The organism is Sulfurimonas sp. HSL-1656 (assembly GCF_039645585.1).
Classification (GTDB): Bacteria; Campylobacterota; Campylobacteria; order Campylobacterales; family Sulfurimonadaceae; genus Thiomicrolovo; species Thiomicrolovo subterrani.
The window spans coordinates 556,069-570,317 of record NZ_CP147915.1 but is presented as its reverse complement, the minus strand read 5'-3'; the positions used below and the strand labels follow the sequence as shown (position 1 = coordinate 570,317).

Annotated in this window: 16 protein-coding genes and 2 tRNA genes; 8 read left to right on the top strand and 10 right to left on the bottom strand. The window is 57.0% G+C overall.

The window, feature by feature from the left end; genetic code table 11:
- Positions 1 to 6: 6 nt before the first annotated feature.
- The 3 genes from fabI to WCX49_RS02885 are packed head-to-tail and all read right to left on the bottom strand — an operon-like array spanning position 7 to position 2,745.
- Entirely contained in the window at positions 7 to 828 is an 822-nt protein-coding gene (fabI, locus tag WCX49_RS02895; RefSeq protein WP_345986076.1) for an enoyl-ACP reductase FabI, read from the bottom strand.
- Between the two features lies 1 nt (position 829).
- Complete coding sequence (locus WCX49_RS02890) at positions 830 to 1,546, bottom strand: triose-phosphate isomerase (protein ID WP_345986075.1); 717 nt, start codon at positions 1,544 to 1,546, stop codon at positions 830 to 832.
- On the bottom strand, positions 1,543 to 2,745 hold the full coding sequence (locus tag WCX49_RS02885; RefSeq protein WP_345986074.1) for a phosphoglycerate kinase: 1,203 nt from the start codon (positions 2,743 to 2,745) through the stop codon (positions 1,543 to 1,545). Before WCX49_RS02885 ends, WCX49_RS02890 begins: the two co-directional genes overlap by 4 nt.
- Positions 2,746 to 2,825: 80 nt before the next feature.
- Here WCX49_RS02885 and nadD point away from each other — a divergent pair, with 80 nt between their 5' ends.
- The 6 genes from nadD (at position 2,826) to WCX49_RS02855 (ending at position 6,451) form a co-directional block, all read left to right on the top strand.
- Complete coding sequence (nadD, locus tag WCX49_RS02880; RefSeq protein WP_345986073.1) at positions 2,826 to 3,371, top strand: nicotinate (nicotinamide) nucleotide adenylyltransferase; 546 nt, start codon at positions 2,826 to 2,828, stop codon at positions 3,369 to 3,371.
- Positions 3,356 to 3,682, top strand: coding sequence for a ribosome silencing factor (rsfS, locus tag WCX49_RS02875; protein ID WP_345986072.1), 327 nt, complete (start codon positions 3,356 to 3,358; stop codon positions 3,680 to 3,682). The genes nadD and rsfS overlap by 16 nt, the downstream gene beginning before the upstream one ends.
- Before the next feature lie 56 nt (positions 3,683 to 3,738).
- A tRNA-Arg gene (locus WCX49_RS02870) sits at positions 3,739 to 3,815 on the top strand.
- 411 nt (positions 3,816 to 4,226) lie between these two features.
- Complete coding sequence (locus WCX49_RS02865) at positions 4,227 to 5,498, top strand: carboxypeptidase-like regulatory domain-containing protein (protein ID WP_345986071.1); 1,272 nt, start codon at positions 4,227 to 4,229, stop codon at positions 5,496 to 5,498.
- Between the two features lie 132 nt (positions 5,499 to 5,630).
- Positions 5,631 to 6,287 carry a hypothetical protein gene (locus WCX49_RS02860; protein WP_345986070.1) on the top strand — a complete coding sequence of 219 codons (657 nt, stop codon included), beginning with the start codon at positions 5,631 to 5,633 and terminating at the stop codon, positions 6,285 to 6,287.
- An 87-nt stretch (positions 6,288 to 6,374) separates the two neighbouring features.
- Positions 6,375 to 6,451: transfer RNA gene (locus WCX49_RS02855), tRNA-Arg, on the top strand.
- Between the two features lie 33 nt (positions 6,452 to 6,484).
- Here the strand turns inward: WCX49_RS02855 and WCX49_RS02850 are convergent.
- The 7 genes from WCX49_RS02850 to gmhA form a co-directional block, all read right to left on the bottom strand.
- Positions 6,485 to 6,979: a hypothetical protein gene (locus WCX49_RS02850; protein WP_345986069.1), complete on the bottom strand. Its 495-nt coding sequence runs from the start codon at positions 6,977 to 6,979 to the stop codon at positions 6,485 to 6,487.
- Positions 6,980 to 6,981: 2 nt separating this feature from the next.
- Complete coding sequence (locus tag WCX49_RS02845; protein WP_345986068.1) at positions 6,982 to 7,515, bottom strand: DUF2202 domain-containing protein; 534 nt, start codon at positions 7,513 to 7,515, stop codon at positions 6,982 to 6,984.
- Between the two features lie 110 nt (positions 7,516 to 7,625).
- Positions 7,626 to 7,853, bottom strand: a complete 228-nt coding sequence (ccoS, locus tag WCX49_RS02840) for a cbb3-type cytochrome oxidase assembly protein CcoS (RefSeq protein WP_345986067.1) — start codon at positions 7,851 to 7,853, stop codon at positions 7,626 to 7,628.
- Positions 7,854 to 7,863: 10 nt separating this feature from the next.
- Complete coding sequence (locus WCX49_RS02835) at positions 7,864 to 10,284, bottom strand: heavy metal translocating P-type ATPase (RefSeq protein WP_345986066.1); 2,421 nt, start codon at positions 10,282 to 10,284, stop codon at positions 7,864 to 7,866.
- Positions 10,277 to 10,771 carry an asparaginase domain-containing protein gene (locus tag WCX49_RS02830; protein ID WP_345986065.1) on the bottom strand — a complete coding sequence of 165 codons (495 nt, stop codon included), beginning with the start codon at positions 10,769 to 10,771 and terminating at the stop codon, positions 10,277 to 10,279. The genes WCX49_RS02835 and WCX49_RS02830 overlap by 8 nt, the downstream gene beginning before the upstream one ends.
- Complete coding sequence (gene gmhB / locus WCX49_RS02825; protein WP_345986064.1) at positions 10,768 to 11,274, bottom strand: D-glycero-beta-D-manno-heptose 1,7-bisphosphate 7-phosphatase; 507 nt, start codon at positions 11,272 to 11,274, stop codon at positions 10,768 to 10,770. The genes WCX49_RS02830 and gmhB overlap by 4 nt, the downstream gene beginning before the upstream one ends.
- 121 nt (positions 11,275 to 11,395) lie before the next feature.
- Entirely contained in the window at positions 11,396 to 11,986 is a 591-nt protein-coding gene (gmhA, locus tag WCX49_RS02820; RefSeq protein WP_345986063.1) for a D-sedoheptulose 7-phosphate isomerase, read from the bottom strand.
- 183 nt (positions 11,987 to 12,169) lie between these two features.
- Here gmhA and rho point away from each other — a divergent pair, with 183 nt between their 5' ends.
- Positions 12,170 to 13,492, top strand: a complete 1,323-nt coding sequence (gene rho, locus WCX49_RS02815) for a transcription termination factor Rho (protein ID WP_345986062.1) — start codon at positions 12,170 to 12,172, stop codon at positions 13,490 to 13,492.
- Between the two features lie 4 nt (positions 13,493 to 13,496).
- Positions 13,497 to 14,249, top strand: a complete 753-nt coding sequence (gene murI, locus WCX49_RS02810) for a glutamate racemase (RefSeq protein ID WP_345986061.1) — start codon at positions 13,497 to 13,499, stop codon at positions 14,247 to 14,249.

Sequence of the window (14,249 nt, the reverse complement as noted above, 5' to 3'; positions counted from 1 at the left end):
AAATGCCTACTTGTTTTCGTCCCAGCTGAGGACCGTTTTGCCCTCGGCGTTCTTCTCGACGGCCGCCATACCCATAATGTTATAGCCGGCATCGACGTAGTGAATCTCCCCGCTGACGCCGGAAGCCAGGTCGCTCAGCAGGTACATTGCCGAATTCCCCACTTCTTCGATTGTAACGTTCTTCTTCAACGGCGCATTGAGTTCGTTCCAGCGCAGGATCTGTTTGAAGTCGCCGATGCCCGCCGCGGCAAGGGTCTTGATCGGACCGGCGCTGATGGCGTTGACGCGCTGCCCTTTCGTACCGAGGTCGACCGCCATGTAGCGCACCGTTGACTCCAGGGCCGCCTTCGCGACACCCATTACATTATAGTTGGCGACGTATTTCGGCCCGCCGAGGTAGCTCAGTGTCAGAATCGAAGCGTCGTCCGCCAGGACCGGCTGGAGCTTGTTCGTCAGGTCGATCAGGGAGAAGACGGAGATCTCCATCGCAATGTTAAACGCGCTCTTCGTTGTTTCCAGGAAGCTGCCCGTCAGCGCCTCTTTCGGAGCAAATGCGACGGAGTGGACGAGAAAGTCGATCTTGCCCATGTCCTTTTCAATCAGTCCCGCGATCGCATCCATATGATCGGGGTTGGAGACGTCAAGCTCATACACTTTGTCCGAACCGAAGGATTCGGCAATCGGCTCCACGCGTTTTTTGAGCGCATCGTTAAGGTAGGTGAACGCCAGTTCCGCCCCCTGGTCGTGGCACGCTTTCGCAATACCGTACGCAATCGATTTGTCATTTGCCAGTCCGACGATCAGACCCTTTTTACCCTTCATCAACATATTAAACCTCCTGTTTATTAATTTGTTTCGCCGCAGCGATCATCCGGCAGAAATCATCTGCATCGAGCGCGCCGCTTCCGACAAGCGCACCGTCCACATGCTTAAGCGCCAAAATATCCGCAGCATTGCCGACCTTGACACTGCCGCCGTAGAGCAGCGGCGCCGCCGTCAGTTTCGCCAGGGCGCCGTGGATCAGTTCGATCTCGTTTTCACTGGGGACACGGCCCGTACCGATCGCCCAGACCGGTTCATAGGCGATGACCAGGTTCGCATACGCGAGATCGATCCCCTCGAGCTGTTCCGCCAGGTAGGCCATCAGGGCCTCGTTCCCGGCATCACGGACCTCCAGCGGTTCGCCGATACAGTAGACGATGCGGAACCCGAGCGCTTTGAAATAGGCGAACTTTTCCGCGACAAGCGTCTGGGACTCCCCGAGAATATGGCGGCGCTCCGAATGCCCGATCAGGATCGTTCTGATCCCGAACTCGTCAAGCTGCTCCGTCCCGATCTCGCCGGTGTATGCCCCGTTTTCGGTAGCCCAGGCATTTTGTGCGCCGACAGTCACGCCTCCTCTGCTGCCGCATAGTGCCGTGGCGGGCGGGAAGACCATCACCTCATCGGTGATCTCGGCTTCGGCGATGTAAGCGGTAACCTTCTCCAGGTACGACTGGGTGGCAGCGCGGGTATGGTTCGTCTTGAAGTTGGCCGCGATGATCAATCGTGTGCCTTGATCAGGAGCGGCTTGACACCCGGAAGCACTTTGCCCTCGAGCAGCTCCAGAGACGCCCCGCCCCCCGTGGAGATAAAGGTCATCTCTTCGTCAAGGCCGATGCGCTGGACCAGGTCCGCCGTATCCCCGCCGCCGACGACTGTCGTCGCATAGGAGTCGGCAACAAAGTGGGCGATTTTGCTGGAACCGCGGGCGAAGCGTTCCATCTCGTAAACGCCCATCGGACCGTTCCAGAGGACCGTCTGAACGTCGTTGAGGACTTCGCGGTAGAGACGCACCGTCGCCGGCCCGATATCGAGGCCCATCCACCCCTGCGGGATCTCCTGAGCGGAGACGAGCTTACTGGTGGCATCCGCGGAGAAGGTCTGCGCGGCGACAACATCGACCGGCAGGTAGAACTTCACCTTGCGGCGGCGCGCTTCGTCCATGATCTTCTGCGCCTCATCGAGCAGGTCATCTTCCACCAGGGAGTTTCCGACGTCATAGCCGAGCTGTTTGAGGAAGGTGAAGGCCATCCCCCCTCCGATGATGATCTTGTCGACCCGCGGCAGCAGGTTGATCAGTGCTTCGAGCTTGCCCGAGACCTTGCTCCCGCCAACGATGGCAGCGAAGGGGCGGACCGGCTGCTTGATCAGCGTACCGAAGAAGCGGATCTCTTTTTGCAGCAGGAAGCCCGCCGCTTTGTGCTTCTCGTCAAAATGCTTGGTAATCGCCTCAACGGAGGCATGGGCGCGGTGGCTCACGCCGAAAGCGTCATTGATATAGAAATCGGCCATGCCCGCCAGTTTCTCGGCAAGGACATCGTCATTTTTCGTTTCGCCTTTTTCAAAGCGGAGGTTTTCCAGCAGAAGGACTTCATGGCGCGGCAGCGCGGCCGCTTTGGCCAGGGCATCTTCACCGACGACATCTTTGGCCAGGGTGACACTGCGCTTGAGCAGCTGCTGCAGACGCAGGCGTACCGGCTCGAGGGAGTATTTCGGATCGACCTCGCCCTTCGGACGTCCCATGTGCGACGCAAGGATCACGGCACAGTCTTTATCCAGGCAGTAGTTGATCGTCGCAATCGCCGAGCGGATACGGCGGTCGTCGGAGATGTTTCCGAACGAATCAAGCGGTACGTTGAAATCACAGCGGATAAATACTTTTTTGTCCTGCAGGTCAAGATCTTTGATGTTGAGAAGCTCCATGCAGTGTCGTCCTTCACTAGAGTTATGATTGTGCGTGATTTTACCCAAGCTTAGATATAATTTCGTTAAAAAGCGGGGCCATGGCGATAGCGATTTTCGGCGGTTCTTTCGATCCTCCCCATGCCGGACACGTCGCTGTCGTTTCACGGATACTGGACACCCTTCCGATCGAAACGCTCTATATCGTTCCGGCCTATGTCAATCCGTTCAAAAGCGGCACCCATGCTCCCCCGGAGCTTCGTCTTCAATGGCTGGAGCGTATGTTTGCGTCCAATAAACGCGTGCGGGTAAGTGCATTCGAAATTGAACAGGGCCGTCCCGTACCGTCGGTTGAGACCGTCCGCCATTTCAAAGAGGTCGATCCGGACATCTACCTTGTCATCGGGGCCGACAACCTCGATGCACTCACGAAATGGCATGAATTCGACGCTTTGGACCGCATGGTGACCTGGGTGGTCGCCAGCCGGAAGGGCAGCGAGGTACCCTCACGCTACCTGCGGCTCGATGTCGACGTCGACATCAGTTCGACCGAACTCCGCTCATTACAGAAGACCCATCTCATTCCCGACGGCGTCCGGAAAGAGATTGAAAACTATTACAAGGAAATTCAGTGCAAAAACGACTAGAAAAGATTATTGACGTGCTTGACCGCAACAAAGCAGAGGCGATCGAACTCTTCGACCTTCGCGAACGCGACTACTTTGTCGAATACGTCATTATTGCGACCTCCCTGGGGGAACGCCATACCCACGCCCTCCTCGACTACCTCAAGAAGGATCTGAAGCCGGGCGAACACTTCAACCAGGTGGATGAAAGCGGCGAATGGATCGTCGTCGACCTCGGTGACGTTCTCATCCATATCATGACGCCGGAATACCGCAGTAAATACGATATGGAGTCTTTTTTGACGGAATTGGCTAAAAAGCAGGAGTTTTAAAAAAACTCTAAGCTTTTACAGCTATAATTTCAGCCTCCTTAACGGATAACTGGTGTGCGCTCGTAGCTCAGCTGGATAGAGCACTGGTTTGCGGTACCAGCGGTCGGGCGTTCGAATCGCTCCGGGCGCACCATTTACTTTCAAGAATACAATCCACACAAACATTCTTACTACTGTTAAACGATTTTCAAAGTATCCAACACATATGTCATGTGTCATACCGATCTTGATTTGGCTAAGGTAAGTTATTTCATAACGTTTCAGAAAATCAGCGACGATCGACAGCACCTGCGATCGGGGTGCTGTCTCCTCTCTCCCTATTCCACTCTCTGCAGCAGGCAAATGCCTACTTTACACAATTTGCAGTATAGATATTCATGAAAAATAACGTTCAAAAAAAGAGACTACAAAAGTTCGGATCAGAACCGGATACGTTAAATAATTATCTGTTAACCTTCACGCTTATTTGACAAGCGGCTACCAGCCGTGACTACAATCAAAGGAGAGCTATATGAAGCATTCAACACTCTTACGCAGGAGCGCAGTGGCCGTCATACTTGTTGCCAGCGCACTGTTGATTACCGCCTGCGGTGGCGGCGGTGGCGGCGGAGGGGATGCTAAAACAATCACCATTTCAGGCATGGTGACCAACGCCGAGACAAACGTCAGTGTCGAAGGGGCGCAAGTGCTTATCCTTGATGCCGAAACACGCCAGAATGCACTCGATCCCGTTTTTACCGATGCCAACGGCAACTATACGTTCGACGTTCCCGTCGATATCGTTTACGAGATCCGCGTCGCGGCACAGGGGTTCTATCCCAGTCCGCTTGACGGCGTTATCGGCGTTCCCCTCAGTACAACCACATCATACGATGTCCGCCTCAAGCCGATCAGTGACGGCATGAGCTACGGCTGGCTAAACCTCAGTCTGGTAGAGTACAGCAATGATTTCGGGGCCCTCGTCATTCTTACCGACCAGGCGACACAGGAACATTATACGGCTGTTACATCGCTTGCCGGTGACGTCATGATGTATAACCTGCCTGTATCCGATTATAATCTCACCATCCGGGCACTGGGGCATGAAACCTATAGCTCTGACAGCAACGTTTCGATTGCAGCCGATACAGAAAGCATCGTCGACTATATCCGTCTGACGCCGATCAGCGGTTACAGTGTCAGCGGTACAGTGAAGTTCCTCTCGATCACCAATAGTGAAGTCGATGTCAGTCTTACCGACCCGCAGACCAATGCTGTAATCCCCGGCACCAATGTCATGACAAGCAACACGAACTATCTTATGAGTCGTGTCGCACCCGGGGATTATTACCTCCGCGCGACTTACAACATCGACGGTTATGTTGTCGACCCGGATTCGATTATCAAATTCGGTGAACCCGAAGTCAACGTCACCAATGCCAACGTCACTTCGCCGGACGCGGACATTGATGTCACCGGGGCAGTAGTTCTAAACTCGCCTGCCACGGCTACTACCGGCGTTCCGGTCGAGATCGCGACAACGACACCGACCTTTAGTTGGCAGGCATATCCCAGTACAAGTGATTACGTCCTCGAACTCGTCGACGTGGACGGCAACACCATCTGGGGCGGGTTTGATGAAAACCTGACGAAGCTGGTCAACCCACCCAGTTCGCAATTGACCTACCTTTATGATGGTCCCGCACTGCAAGACGGTGCCATCTACCGGTGGAAAGTCTATGCAAGCAAGGATGACAGCAAGGAGATCATCGGCTGGAAACTCATCAGCGCTTCCGAAGAGGCCCAGGGCGTCTTCAAGGTCAATCTGGCCCCGTAACCTTTCGCACCCGGCCGCTCTTTTCCGAGAGGGCGGCCCGCTCCGATTTTCTTTCCTGACCTCAGCACCTCATCGGCCATTCCTTCCGGTTCATCACTTTTTGGCGATGATGAGGATACAATAGCGCAAAAATTGCCCGGAGTCATCCCGATGTTCGAAAAAGCCAAAGCCTTTATGCTGGACCACCTCAAAGCCTTCGGGGTTGATCCGCTCCCTCCCGTCATCGAAACCCGGGGCAAAGGCGTCTCGCTGCTGCAAAACGAGAAAGAGAGCGTCATCGTCATCGGCAGCAGTACCGACACGGAGACCCTGCCCCTTGTCGAATGGATGGTCGCCACAGGCAAGGCCCTGCTGCACCAGCAGGGCAGCGATATCGTCCCGCTCATCCTCGGCGCCGAAAGCAATAACAATGAGCAGCTGCTCCGCGTTGCAGACGATCTCTTCTACATCATCGACCTGGCTGCCATTTACCAATGCTACCTCCAAAACCCCGTCGAGGCCTACTGCATCTACGACGACGCCATCGAGTTAAAAGACGAAGAGAGCCTCCATCCCATTGCCGTTGCACTGGGGCTCTCCCACCCGAGAGGACTGGAAGCGATGGGCTTCGACAAGAACGGTCACGCCCCTGTCTTCGAAGAAGCGGAGTTCTTCAAACCCGTCGTGACGCAAAAGCGCCCGGACCTTTCCCTGCTCATCGCCCTGCAGAATGCATGGCAGAAGCAAAAAGAGAGCCCCATCCGTCTCACTGTGGAAGGGCAGATGATACGGTTTAAGTCGGTGGTCTGAACATTCCGGGGAGCAACGGAAGAGCGCCGTTGAATCTATGGCGCGCTTTAAAGATTGTAAGTTATAATTTCGCGCTTCACAAACGATGCGTCCGTAGCTCAGCTGGATAGAGCACTGGTTTCCGGTACCAGGAGTCGGGGGTTCGAATCCCTCCGGGCGTGCCACTCACATTCACATATCCCAGTGACACCCTATTATCAGTCTTTTATTGAAGCCACACTCTTTTGCTCTGTCGTCACGGTATTCTCCGTCGGCCGCCCTGCCATATAGTCGATCTTCCATATTTCGCCGATTTTACGTACGTAGAGCGTTCGTTTCTTTCCATTCTCCCGGTACTTCACGCTGCAGCGCTCTTTCCCGAGCTTCTGTACGGTGAAACCGGAAACAGAACGTTTCGGACGCTGTCTGAGTTTGTCAGCAACGGCACGTTCCACGGCGAGCTTGTCTGCTTCATGTTCGGCATAGCCGTTCAAATGTTGACGTAAATCGGGATCTTTAAATGCTATGGAGAGGGCGTAGATCTGCATCTCCGTATCGTAGGAAGCTTCCTCCATGACATGTTTCAATGCAGTGAGGTCGGCACTGTTCATCGCCCGGTAATAGGCGCTCACGGCATCAACGGGGGTGGAAAGCTGCAGCCCACCGGCGGACAACAGGCCGGCGAAGGCTGCTGCGAGTAAGAAGAGCCTCACGTCTACTTGCTGCTGTTATAGGCATCGATGGCGTCGCGGAAGCCTGCCAGGTGGTTCAGCGAACCCGCTTTGAGGTTTTCAAAGGTGTTGACGACATCCGAAGGCATCCCCTCTTCGGCCGTTTCAAGGTCATCGATGTCGGTGATCTCGATGTATTCGCCGACCATCAGTGCACTCAGCTCGGATTGTGTCCCCTGCGCGACCAGCGTATCGTAGAGCTCCTGGAGCACCGGGATTTCAAACACGCCCACGTCCGTTTCGTCGATGCCGGAGATATCGGCGCCGTAACGCTCGCACAGCACCTGTGCCTGATCGATGTGCTCCTGCTCCGACGCCTGGATATTGGCAAACACCGTCTGGTTCGTGTACATGTTTCCCAGTGTCATGTACGTATCGCGGGCGACTTTCTCCTCCTGGTAGATAAACACGAGCGTATCGAGCTGCTCCTCCGTCACTGTCGAAGCCGTTCCCTTTGCCGCCATACCGCTTGTCGCCATTACCGCCGCCGTCGCTGCAGCCATTACCATTTTTTTCATTGTTTGAACTCCTGTTTTGTTTGAGAGGTATGGTAATGATGCGGTATGAAAAAATCATGAAAGAATACAGAAGATTGTGGGGAGAGAGGTGAAAGCTGGCGATAAGAGGCTTATTCCGGCCGGTAAGCCTCCTCTTTTTTCTTTTTCATCGCCTTCTTCTTTTCCGCCTGTTTCGCGGCGTCATTGAGTTCGTCCTCCCCGTCGTACTGCACCTGGTTGAGGAACTTCTCTTTGTCGTCGAACTGCCCGGTCCGGATGGCCCACATGATCCCCAGCAGCGCCAGTGTCCCCAGGAAGACCGAGACGGCCAGCATCATGATAATTACCCAACTGTCCATAGTTCTCCTTTCAGCGGCGTTTCGCCGCACGCTTCCAGCTGTAGGCGATGCGCATCGAGTTGCCCACGACCAGCAGGGAACTCAGCGACATCGATATCGCGGCGACCAGCGGGATAATGTAGCCCGCCATCGCCAGCGGCACGGTGATCGCATTATACACGAGCGAAAGGCCGAGGTTCTGTTTGACCAGGCCGTAGGTTGCCCGGCCGATCCGAAACGCCTCCTCGAGGGAGGTGAGCGAATCGTTCATCAGGACCACGTCACTAACGTCGATGGCGATGTCGCTGCCGTTGCCCATGGCGATGCCGATCTCGGCCTGGGCCAGTGCGAGGATATCGTTGACACCGTCCCCTGCCATGACGACCTTATGCCCCTCGCTCTGCATCTGTGCAACCAACGCCGCCTTTGCCTCGGGGGTCAGCTCCGCATGGTAGTGTTCGATCCCGACGGCTTCCGCGATCTTGCGTGCGGAGCGTTCATGGTCCCCCGTCAGCATAATGACGTCAATGCCGGCATGGGTCAGCGCACGGATCGCCTCTGCGGCATCGGGACGGGGCTTGTCCGCCAGTTCAAAACGGGCGACCAGTGTCTCGCCGACGGCAAAATAGAAGAGTGTATGTGCACTCTCGTCAGTAGGAGCGATCCCCTGTTCACGCATCAGCGCGGCATTACCGCCGCTGAGCATCTGCTCCTCACAGCGCGCGACCATCCCCTTCGCCGCGATCTGGCGCACTTCGTCAAGCACCGGCAGTGCCGCCGGGGCCGTTTCCGCATTGAGAAACTCGGAGACGCCGATGGCGACGGGGTGCTTCGAGGCGTTCAGCAGCGCCTGAAGCTTCAGACGGTAACCTTCATTGTCCGAGCCGTACCACTGCACGTCGACGACCTGCGGCCGCCCCTCGGTAATCGTTCCCGTTTTGTCAAGCACCAGGGTATCGGTCTGCGCCAGGGTCTCAAGCTGGGTAGCCTCTTTGAAGAGGATCCCCCGTTTCGCCCCCTGCCCCAGGCCGACCAGGGTCGCCACCGGTGTCGCCAGCGCCAGCGCGCAGGGGCAGGCGATGACGATGACGGAGATACCGACCATAAAGGCGATGTTGAAATCGTGCGGCCAGAACCACCAGACGAGGAAAGTACCGAACGCCAGCAGCAGAATGACGCTGGAGAAGTACTCTGAGAGCCTGTTTGCCAGCTGTTCAATGCGCGGTTTCTTCGCCATGGAGCGTTCGAGCATCGTCAGGATATTCGACAGCGTCGAGTGTTCAAAATCCTTCGTCGCTTTGTACTGTACGACGGCATCGATGCTCGTCGTACCGCTGACGACATTGTCGCCTGGCCGCTTGTAGATAGGGTCGCTCTCCCCCGTCAGGCTCGATTCGTCGAAACTCCCCTCGCCTTGAAGGATCTCCCCGTCTATGCCCGCCTTCTCCCCCGCCTTGAGCAGGATCACGTCGCCGACGACGACCTCGCTGACGCCGACGTTCACCTGGAGGCCGTCTTTAAGCAGGGTCACCTCCCCCGGTACATGCTTGGAAAGCACGTCGAGGGTATCGGCGGCGCTCTTTTTGCTGAGCACCTCCAGGAACTTGCCGACAAGTACGAAGGTGATGATCATCGTCACCGAGTCGAAGTACGCCTCCCCAAGCTCCAGGAGGGTGATATAGATGGAGTAGAGGTAGGTCAGCGACGCCCCGGTCGCGACGAGGATGTCCATGTTGACCGAGCGGGTGCGGATGCCGTAGTAGGCCCCCCGGAAGAAGACCCAGCCGCTGTAAAAGAGCACCGGCGTCGAAAGAATCCATTCGGCGACGTTGAGGATATTCTTGATCCCCTGCGTCATTCCCGTAAAGAAGCCGGCGTACTGCGCGACGGCGATGGTCATGATGTTCATCATCGCGAAAACGGCGACGGCGATGCGGAGATAGTAGTCCTTGCGCTCCTTCTCCGCCCGCGCTTCCTGGATCTGCGGATCATACGGGAAAGCGTCGTAGCCGATGGCGCGGATCATGTCGATGATCTGGGAGAGTTTGACCACCTCGTCGTCCCAGACGATGCGCGCCTTGTTGTTCGTATGGTTGATGTGCGCCTCGACGACGCCCTCCATCTTGTGCAGGGCCTTCTCATTGAGCCAGACACAGGCGGAGCAGTGGATCCCCTCGATAATGAGCGACACCTCACTGAAGCCTTCACTGTCCGTCGTAACATAGCGGTCGTAGAAGGCCGGTGAGTTGAAGTTGCCGCTGTCCTCGAACTGCTCCGTCGGCGGCACGAGGGTCTCCTCGCCGAGCTTGTCGTAAAAGCGCTCCAGCCCCTCGTCTTTGAGCAGGTGGTAGATCCCCTGGCACCCTTTACAGCAGAAATGGAGGTCGCCCTCCTTGATCATCACCGATTCATCGAACTGCAGATGGCAGTGGTCGCACTTGACGTTAGACAATCTCGAAAATCCCCTCTCCACGGTTTTTGCGGATGCGGTCATAAGGCGCGATGATCCCGCTCATGCAGATATAGACCCCGGGGGCGGGCTCGGTCGCCGCAAAGCCCAGCGCCATCCCCAGGTTGACGCTGGCCTCGGTCTTGTCGATGCTGAAAGGGACCATGGCGCCGGTAATGACGATGACCCGCTCCTCTTCATCCTCCTCCATCCACTCCGCCAGGGCTTTGGCCGTCAGGTCCATCGTATCGGTACCGTGGACGATGACGTAGACCTCTTCGTCGTCGACGTCGATGATGTTGATAAGCTGCTCGCGGTCCTCATCGGTCATCTCCAGCGAATCTTTATAGAGCATCCCGGCAATCTCGACACTGTAGGCGAAGCTCTCGACGACATCCTCGACCGCTTCGTTGTCAAAGGGGACCTCGAGCGAGCCCAGGACAGGATCATAGCGTTTGTTGAACGTCCCGCCGGTATTGAGGATCTTCATAGCAGCTCCCTTAATGATGTGATAATGCGCGATGCTTCGGTCGTCTGCGCTTCGGCATCAAAGAGGTAGGTCTCCCGCACACCGGCACGGTGGGCCGCGGCGATATCGCGCTCCTTGTCGCCGACCATCACCGAATGCGACAGGTCGATTCCCAGCTCTTCGGCGGCCTGAAGCAGCATGCCGGGTTCGGGTTTGCGGCAGGTGCAGGCCCCCGTCACCTCCGGATGGTGCGGACAGTAATAGACGCCGGCGATCGTGACACCGCGTTTGCCGAACTCCCCCACCATCCACGCTGTCAGACGGTCAAAATCCGCTTCGCTGTAGCGTCCGCGGGCGATGCCCGACTGGTTGGTCACGACGACGATCAAAAACCCCCGCGCCTGGTAGGCGGCACAGAGCTCGAAAATGCCGTCGATGAATTCGAAATCCTCGATGCGGTACAGGTAGTCCGTATCGACGTTGATCACGCCGTCGCGATCGAGGAAAAGGGCGGGTTTTCCCATTGATGAAAACGCCATCCGAACTAAGTCCGGACAGCTACGCAAACGCTGAGTTCGCCTCGGCGGCGTGCCCTCGCGCCTTGCGCTCTTTGTGAATTCTCAGACATACGCATCGTCTGTTTGCCTATGCTCCGACGCCGTCGCCGAAAAGCTCTTTCTCGATCACGTCGCAGATGATGTGCCCGATCAGGATATGCGACTCCTGGATGCGCGGTGTCGCGTTGGAAGGGACGATGATGGCGATATCGGCCATCTGCCCCATCTTGCCGCCGTCGCGGCCGACAAGGGCGACGGTTGTGATCCCCTTCGCCTTGGCGCTCTCGAACGCGTTGACGATGTTCTGGGAGTTGCCCGAGGTGGAGATGCCGAAGAAGATGTCGCCTTCGACGCCCATCCCTTCGAGCTGGCGGGAAAAGACCTTGTCGTAGCCGTAGTCGTTGCCGATCGCCGTCAGGTTGGAGGTGTCGGTCGTCAGTGCCAGCGACGGGATGGAGGGGCGGTCGAAGCCGTAGCGGCCGACCAGTTCTGCGGCGATATGCTGGGCATCCGCCGCGCTGCCGCCGTTGCCCGCAAGCAGGGTTTTATTGCCGCGGCGATACGCCTCGACACAGGCCGTAGCCGCCGCTTCGATCGTGTTCAGCAGGGCGTCGTCGTTCAAAATCTTCTGTTTGGTCTCAATGGAAGCGGAAATCTCGTTTTCAAGGTAGGCTCTCATCAATAGCTCTTCCTTCCTCTCTCTATTAGTAGTGATGCCATTGTACCGCCGCGATGGTAAAAAGCGCGTTACTTGTTGACAAGTAAAAAGCAAATAGTATAAAATACGGGAAATCTTTCACATTAACGACCTCGATTTCTTCACTTAGAAAAATCCACTCAGCAGACATAGAGGAATACCTTCATGAGCGATACTTCGCGCAGCAACAATTCACGAAACAATAAAAACAGGACCCATAAGCCCGTCGAAGGCTACACCGTAGAGGACCTGAGAGAGAAGACGATCGACGAACTGGTCGCCATGGCCGAAGAGCTCGGCGTCGAGAGCCCCAACGAGCTCAAACGCCAGGACATCATCTTCGAAATCCTCAAAGCCCAGACCGCCCAGGGAGGGTTCATCCTCTTTACCGGTATCCTCGAGGTCATGCAGGACGGCTACGGCTTCCTCCGCTCCGTCGACAAGAGCTTCAGCGACTCCCTCAACGACGCCTACGTCTCCAGCACCCAGATCAAGCGCTTCGCCCTGCGTAACGGGGACGTCGTCACCGGCCAGGTCCGTGCACCGAAGGACCAGGAGCGCTATTACGCCCTGCTCAAGATCGAAGCGATCAACTACGTACCGCCCGAAGAGAGCAAAAAACGCCCGCTCTTCGAAAACCTTACGCCCCTCTACGCCAGCGAACAGCTCAAGCTCGAGTACCAGCCGACCCACCTCACCGGCCGGATGATGGACCTCTTCTCCCCCATCGGTAAAGGGCAGCGCGGCCTCATCGTCGCCCCGCCGCGTTCGGGTAAAACGGAGCTCATGAAAGAGATTGCTCACGGCATCACCCACAACCACCCCGAAGTCGAACTGATGGTCCTGCTCGTCGACGAACGCCCCGAAGAGGTCACCGACATGGAGCGCTCCGTCAAGGGCGAGGTCTACTCCTCCACCTTCGACATGCCGGCGAAGAACCACGTCAAGGTCGCCGAGATGGTCATCGAGCGCGCCAAGCGCCGCGTAGAGATCGGCAAGAACGTCGTCATCCTTTTGGATTCCATCACCCGTCTCGCCCGCGCCTACAACACCGTTACACCTTCCAGCGGTAAGGTCCTCTCGGGGGGTGTCGACGCCAACGCCCTGCACAAACCCAAGCGCTTCTTCGGTGCCGCCCGTAACATCGAGAACGGCGGCTCCCTCACCATCATCGCGACGGCCCTGATCGAAACGGGAAGCCGCATGGACGAGGTCATCTTCGAAGAGTTCAAGGGGACGGGTAACTCCGAGGTCGTGCTCAGCCGCAAGATCTCCGACCGCCGTATCTTCCCGGCGATCGACATCCTCAAGTCCGGTACCCGCAAAGAGGAGCTCCTCGTCGGTCCGGACGTCCTGCAGAAGGTCTTTATCCTCCGCTCCATGCTGCATAAGCAGGAGGACGAGGTCGAGGCGCTCCGCTTCCTCTACACCAAGATGCAGAAGACGAAGTCCAACGACGAATTCCTCTCCATGATGAACGAGGGCTAACGCTGTGCGCGTCGGTGTTTTCGACAGCGGTATCGGCGGCCTGACCGTCGTCAAATCCCTGCTGGAGCACCGCCTCTTCGACGAGATCGTCTACTACGGCGACACTGCCCGCGTCCCCTACGGGGTCAAGGACCGCAATACCATTATCCGCTACGCCCTCGAAGCGGTGGAATTTTTCAAAAACTTCGACATCGACCTGCTCATCGTCGCCTGCAACACCGTCAGCGCCTATGCCCTCGAAGAGATGCGTGCCCAGGCCCCCTTTGACGTCGTCGGCGTCGTCGAGCCCGGCATCCTCGCCGCGAAGAACGCCCTGGCAAACAGCGACGCGGAGGTCCTCGTGCTCGGCACGAAGGCGACTGTCGGCTCGGGGGCCTACCAGCAGCTGCTGACCACCCACGGCTACCGCAACGTCGAGGCCAAGGCGACGGGGCTCTTCGTCCCCATCGTCGAGGAGGGGCTCTTCGAGGGCGAAGTGCTTGAAAGCACGATGCACCACTACTTCGCCGATTGCAAAGCCCCGGATGCCGTCATCCTCGGCTGCACCCACTTTCCCCTCATCGCCGGGGCCATCTCCAGCTATTTCGGGGATAAAGCGCTGATGATCCACTCCGGCGAAGCGATCGTGGAGTACCTCGAAGCCCATTACGGCATCAAAGAGAGTGCCGCGAACACCGAGATGAAATTCTTCGCCTCGGAAAACCCCGACGGGCTGCGGCAGGTCGCGGCAAACTGGCTGGAGCTCGGAGCGCGCTGA

Coding starts and splice junctions, on each gene's coding strand:
- nadD (WP_345986073.1), top strand. CDS start 2,826: ATGGCGATAGCGATTTTCGGCGGTTCTTTCGATCCTCCCCATGCCGGA.
- WCX49_RS02830 (WP_345986065.1), bottom strand. CDS start 10,771: ATGAAGATCCTCAATACCGGCGGGACGTTCAACAAACGCTATGATCCT.
- gmhB (WP_345986064.1), bottom strand. CDS start 11,274: ATGGGAAAACCCGCCCTTTTCCTCGATCGCGACGGCGTGATCAACGTC.
- rho (WP_345986062.1), top strand. CDS start 12,170: ATGAGCGATACTTCGCGCAGCAACAATTCACGAAACAATAAAAACAGG.
- WCX49_RS02845 (WP_345986068.1), bottom strand. CDS start 7,515: ATGAAAAAAATGGTAATGGCTGCAGCGACGGCGGCGGTAATGGCGACA.
- gmhA (WP_345986063.1), bottom strand. CDS start 11,986: ATGAGAGCCTACCTTGAAAACGAGATTTCCGCTTCCATTGAGACCAAA.
- ccoS (WP_345986067.1), bottom strand. CDS start 7,853: ATGGACAGTTGGGTAATTATCATGATGCTGGCCGTCTCGGTCTTCCTG.
- fabI (WP_345986076.1), bottom strand. CDS start 828: ATGTTGATGAAGGGTAAAAAGGGTCTGATCGTCGGACTGGCAAATGAC.
- WCX49_RS02885 (WP_345986074.1), bottom strand. CDS start 2,745: ATGGAGCTTCTCAACATCAAAGATCTTGACCTGCAGGACAAAAAAGTA.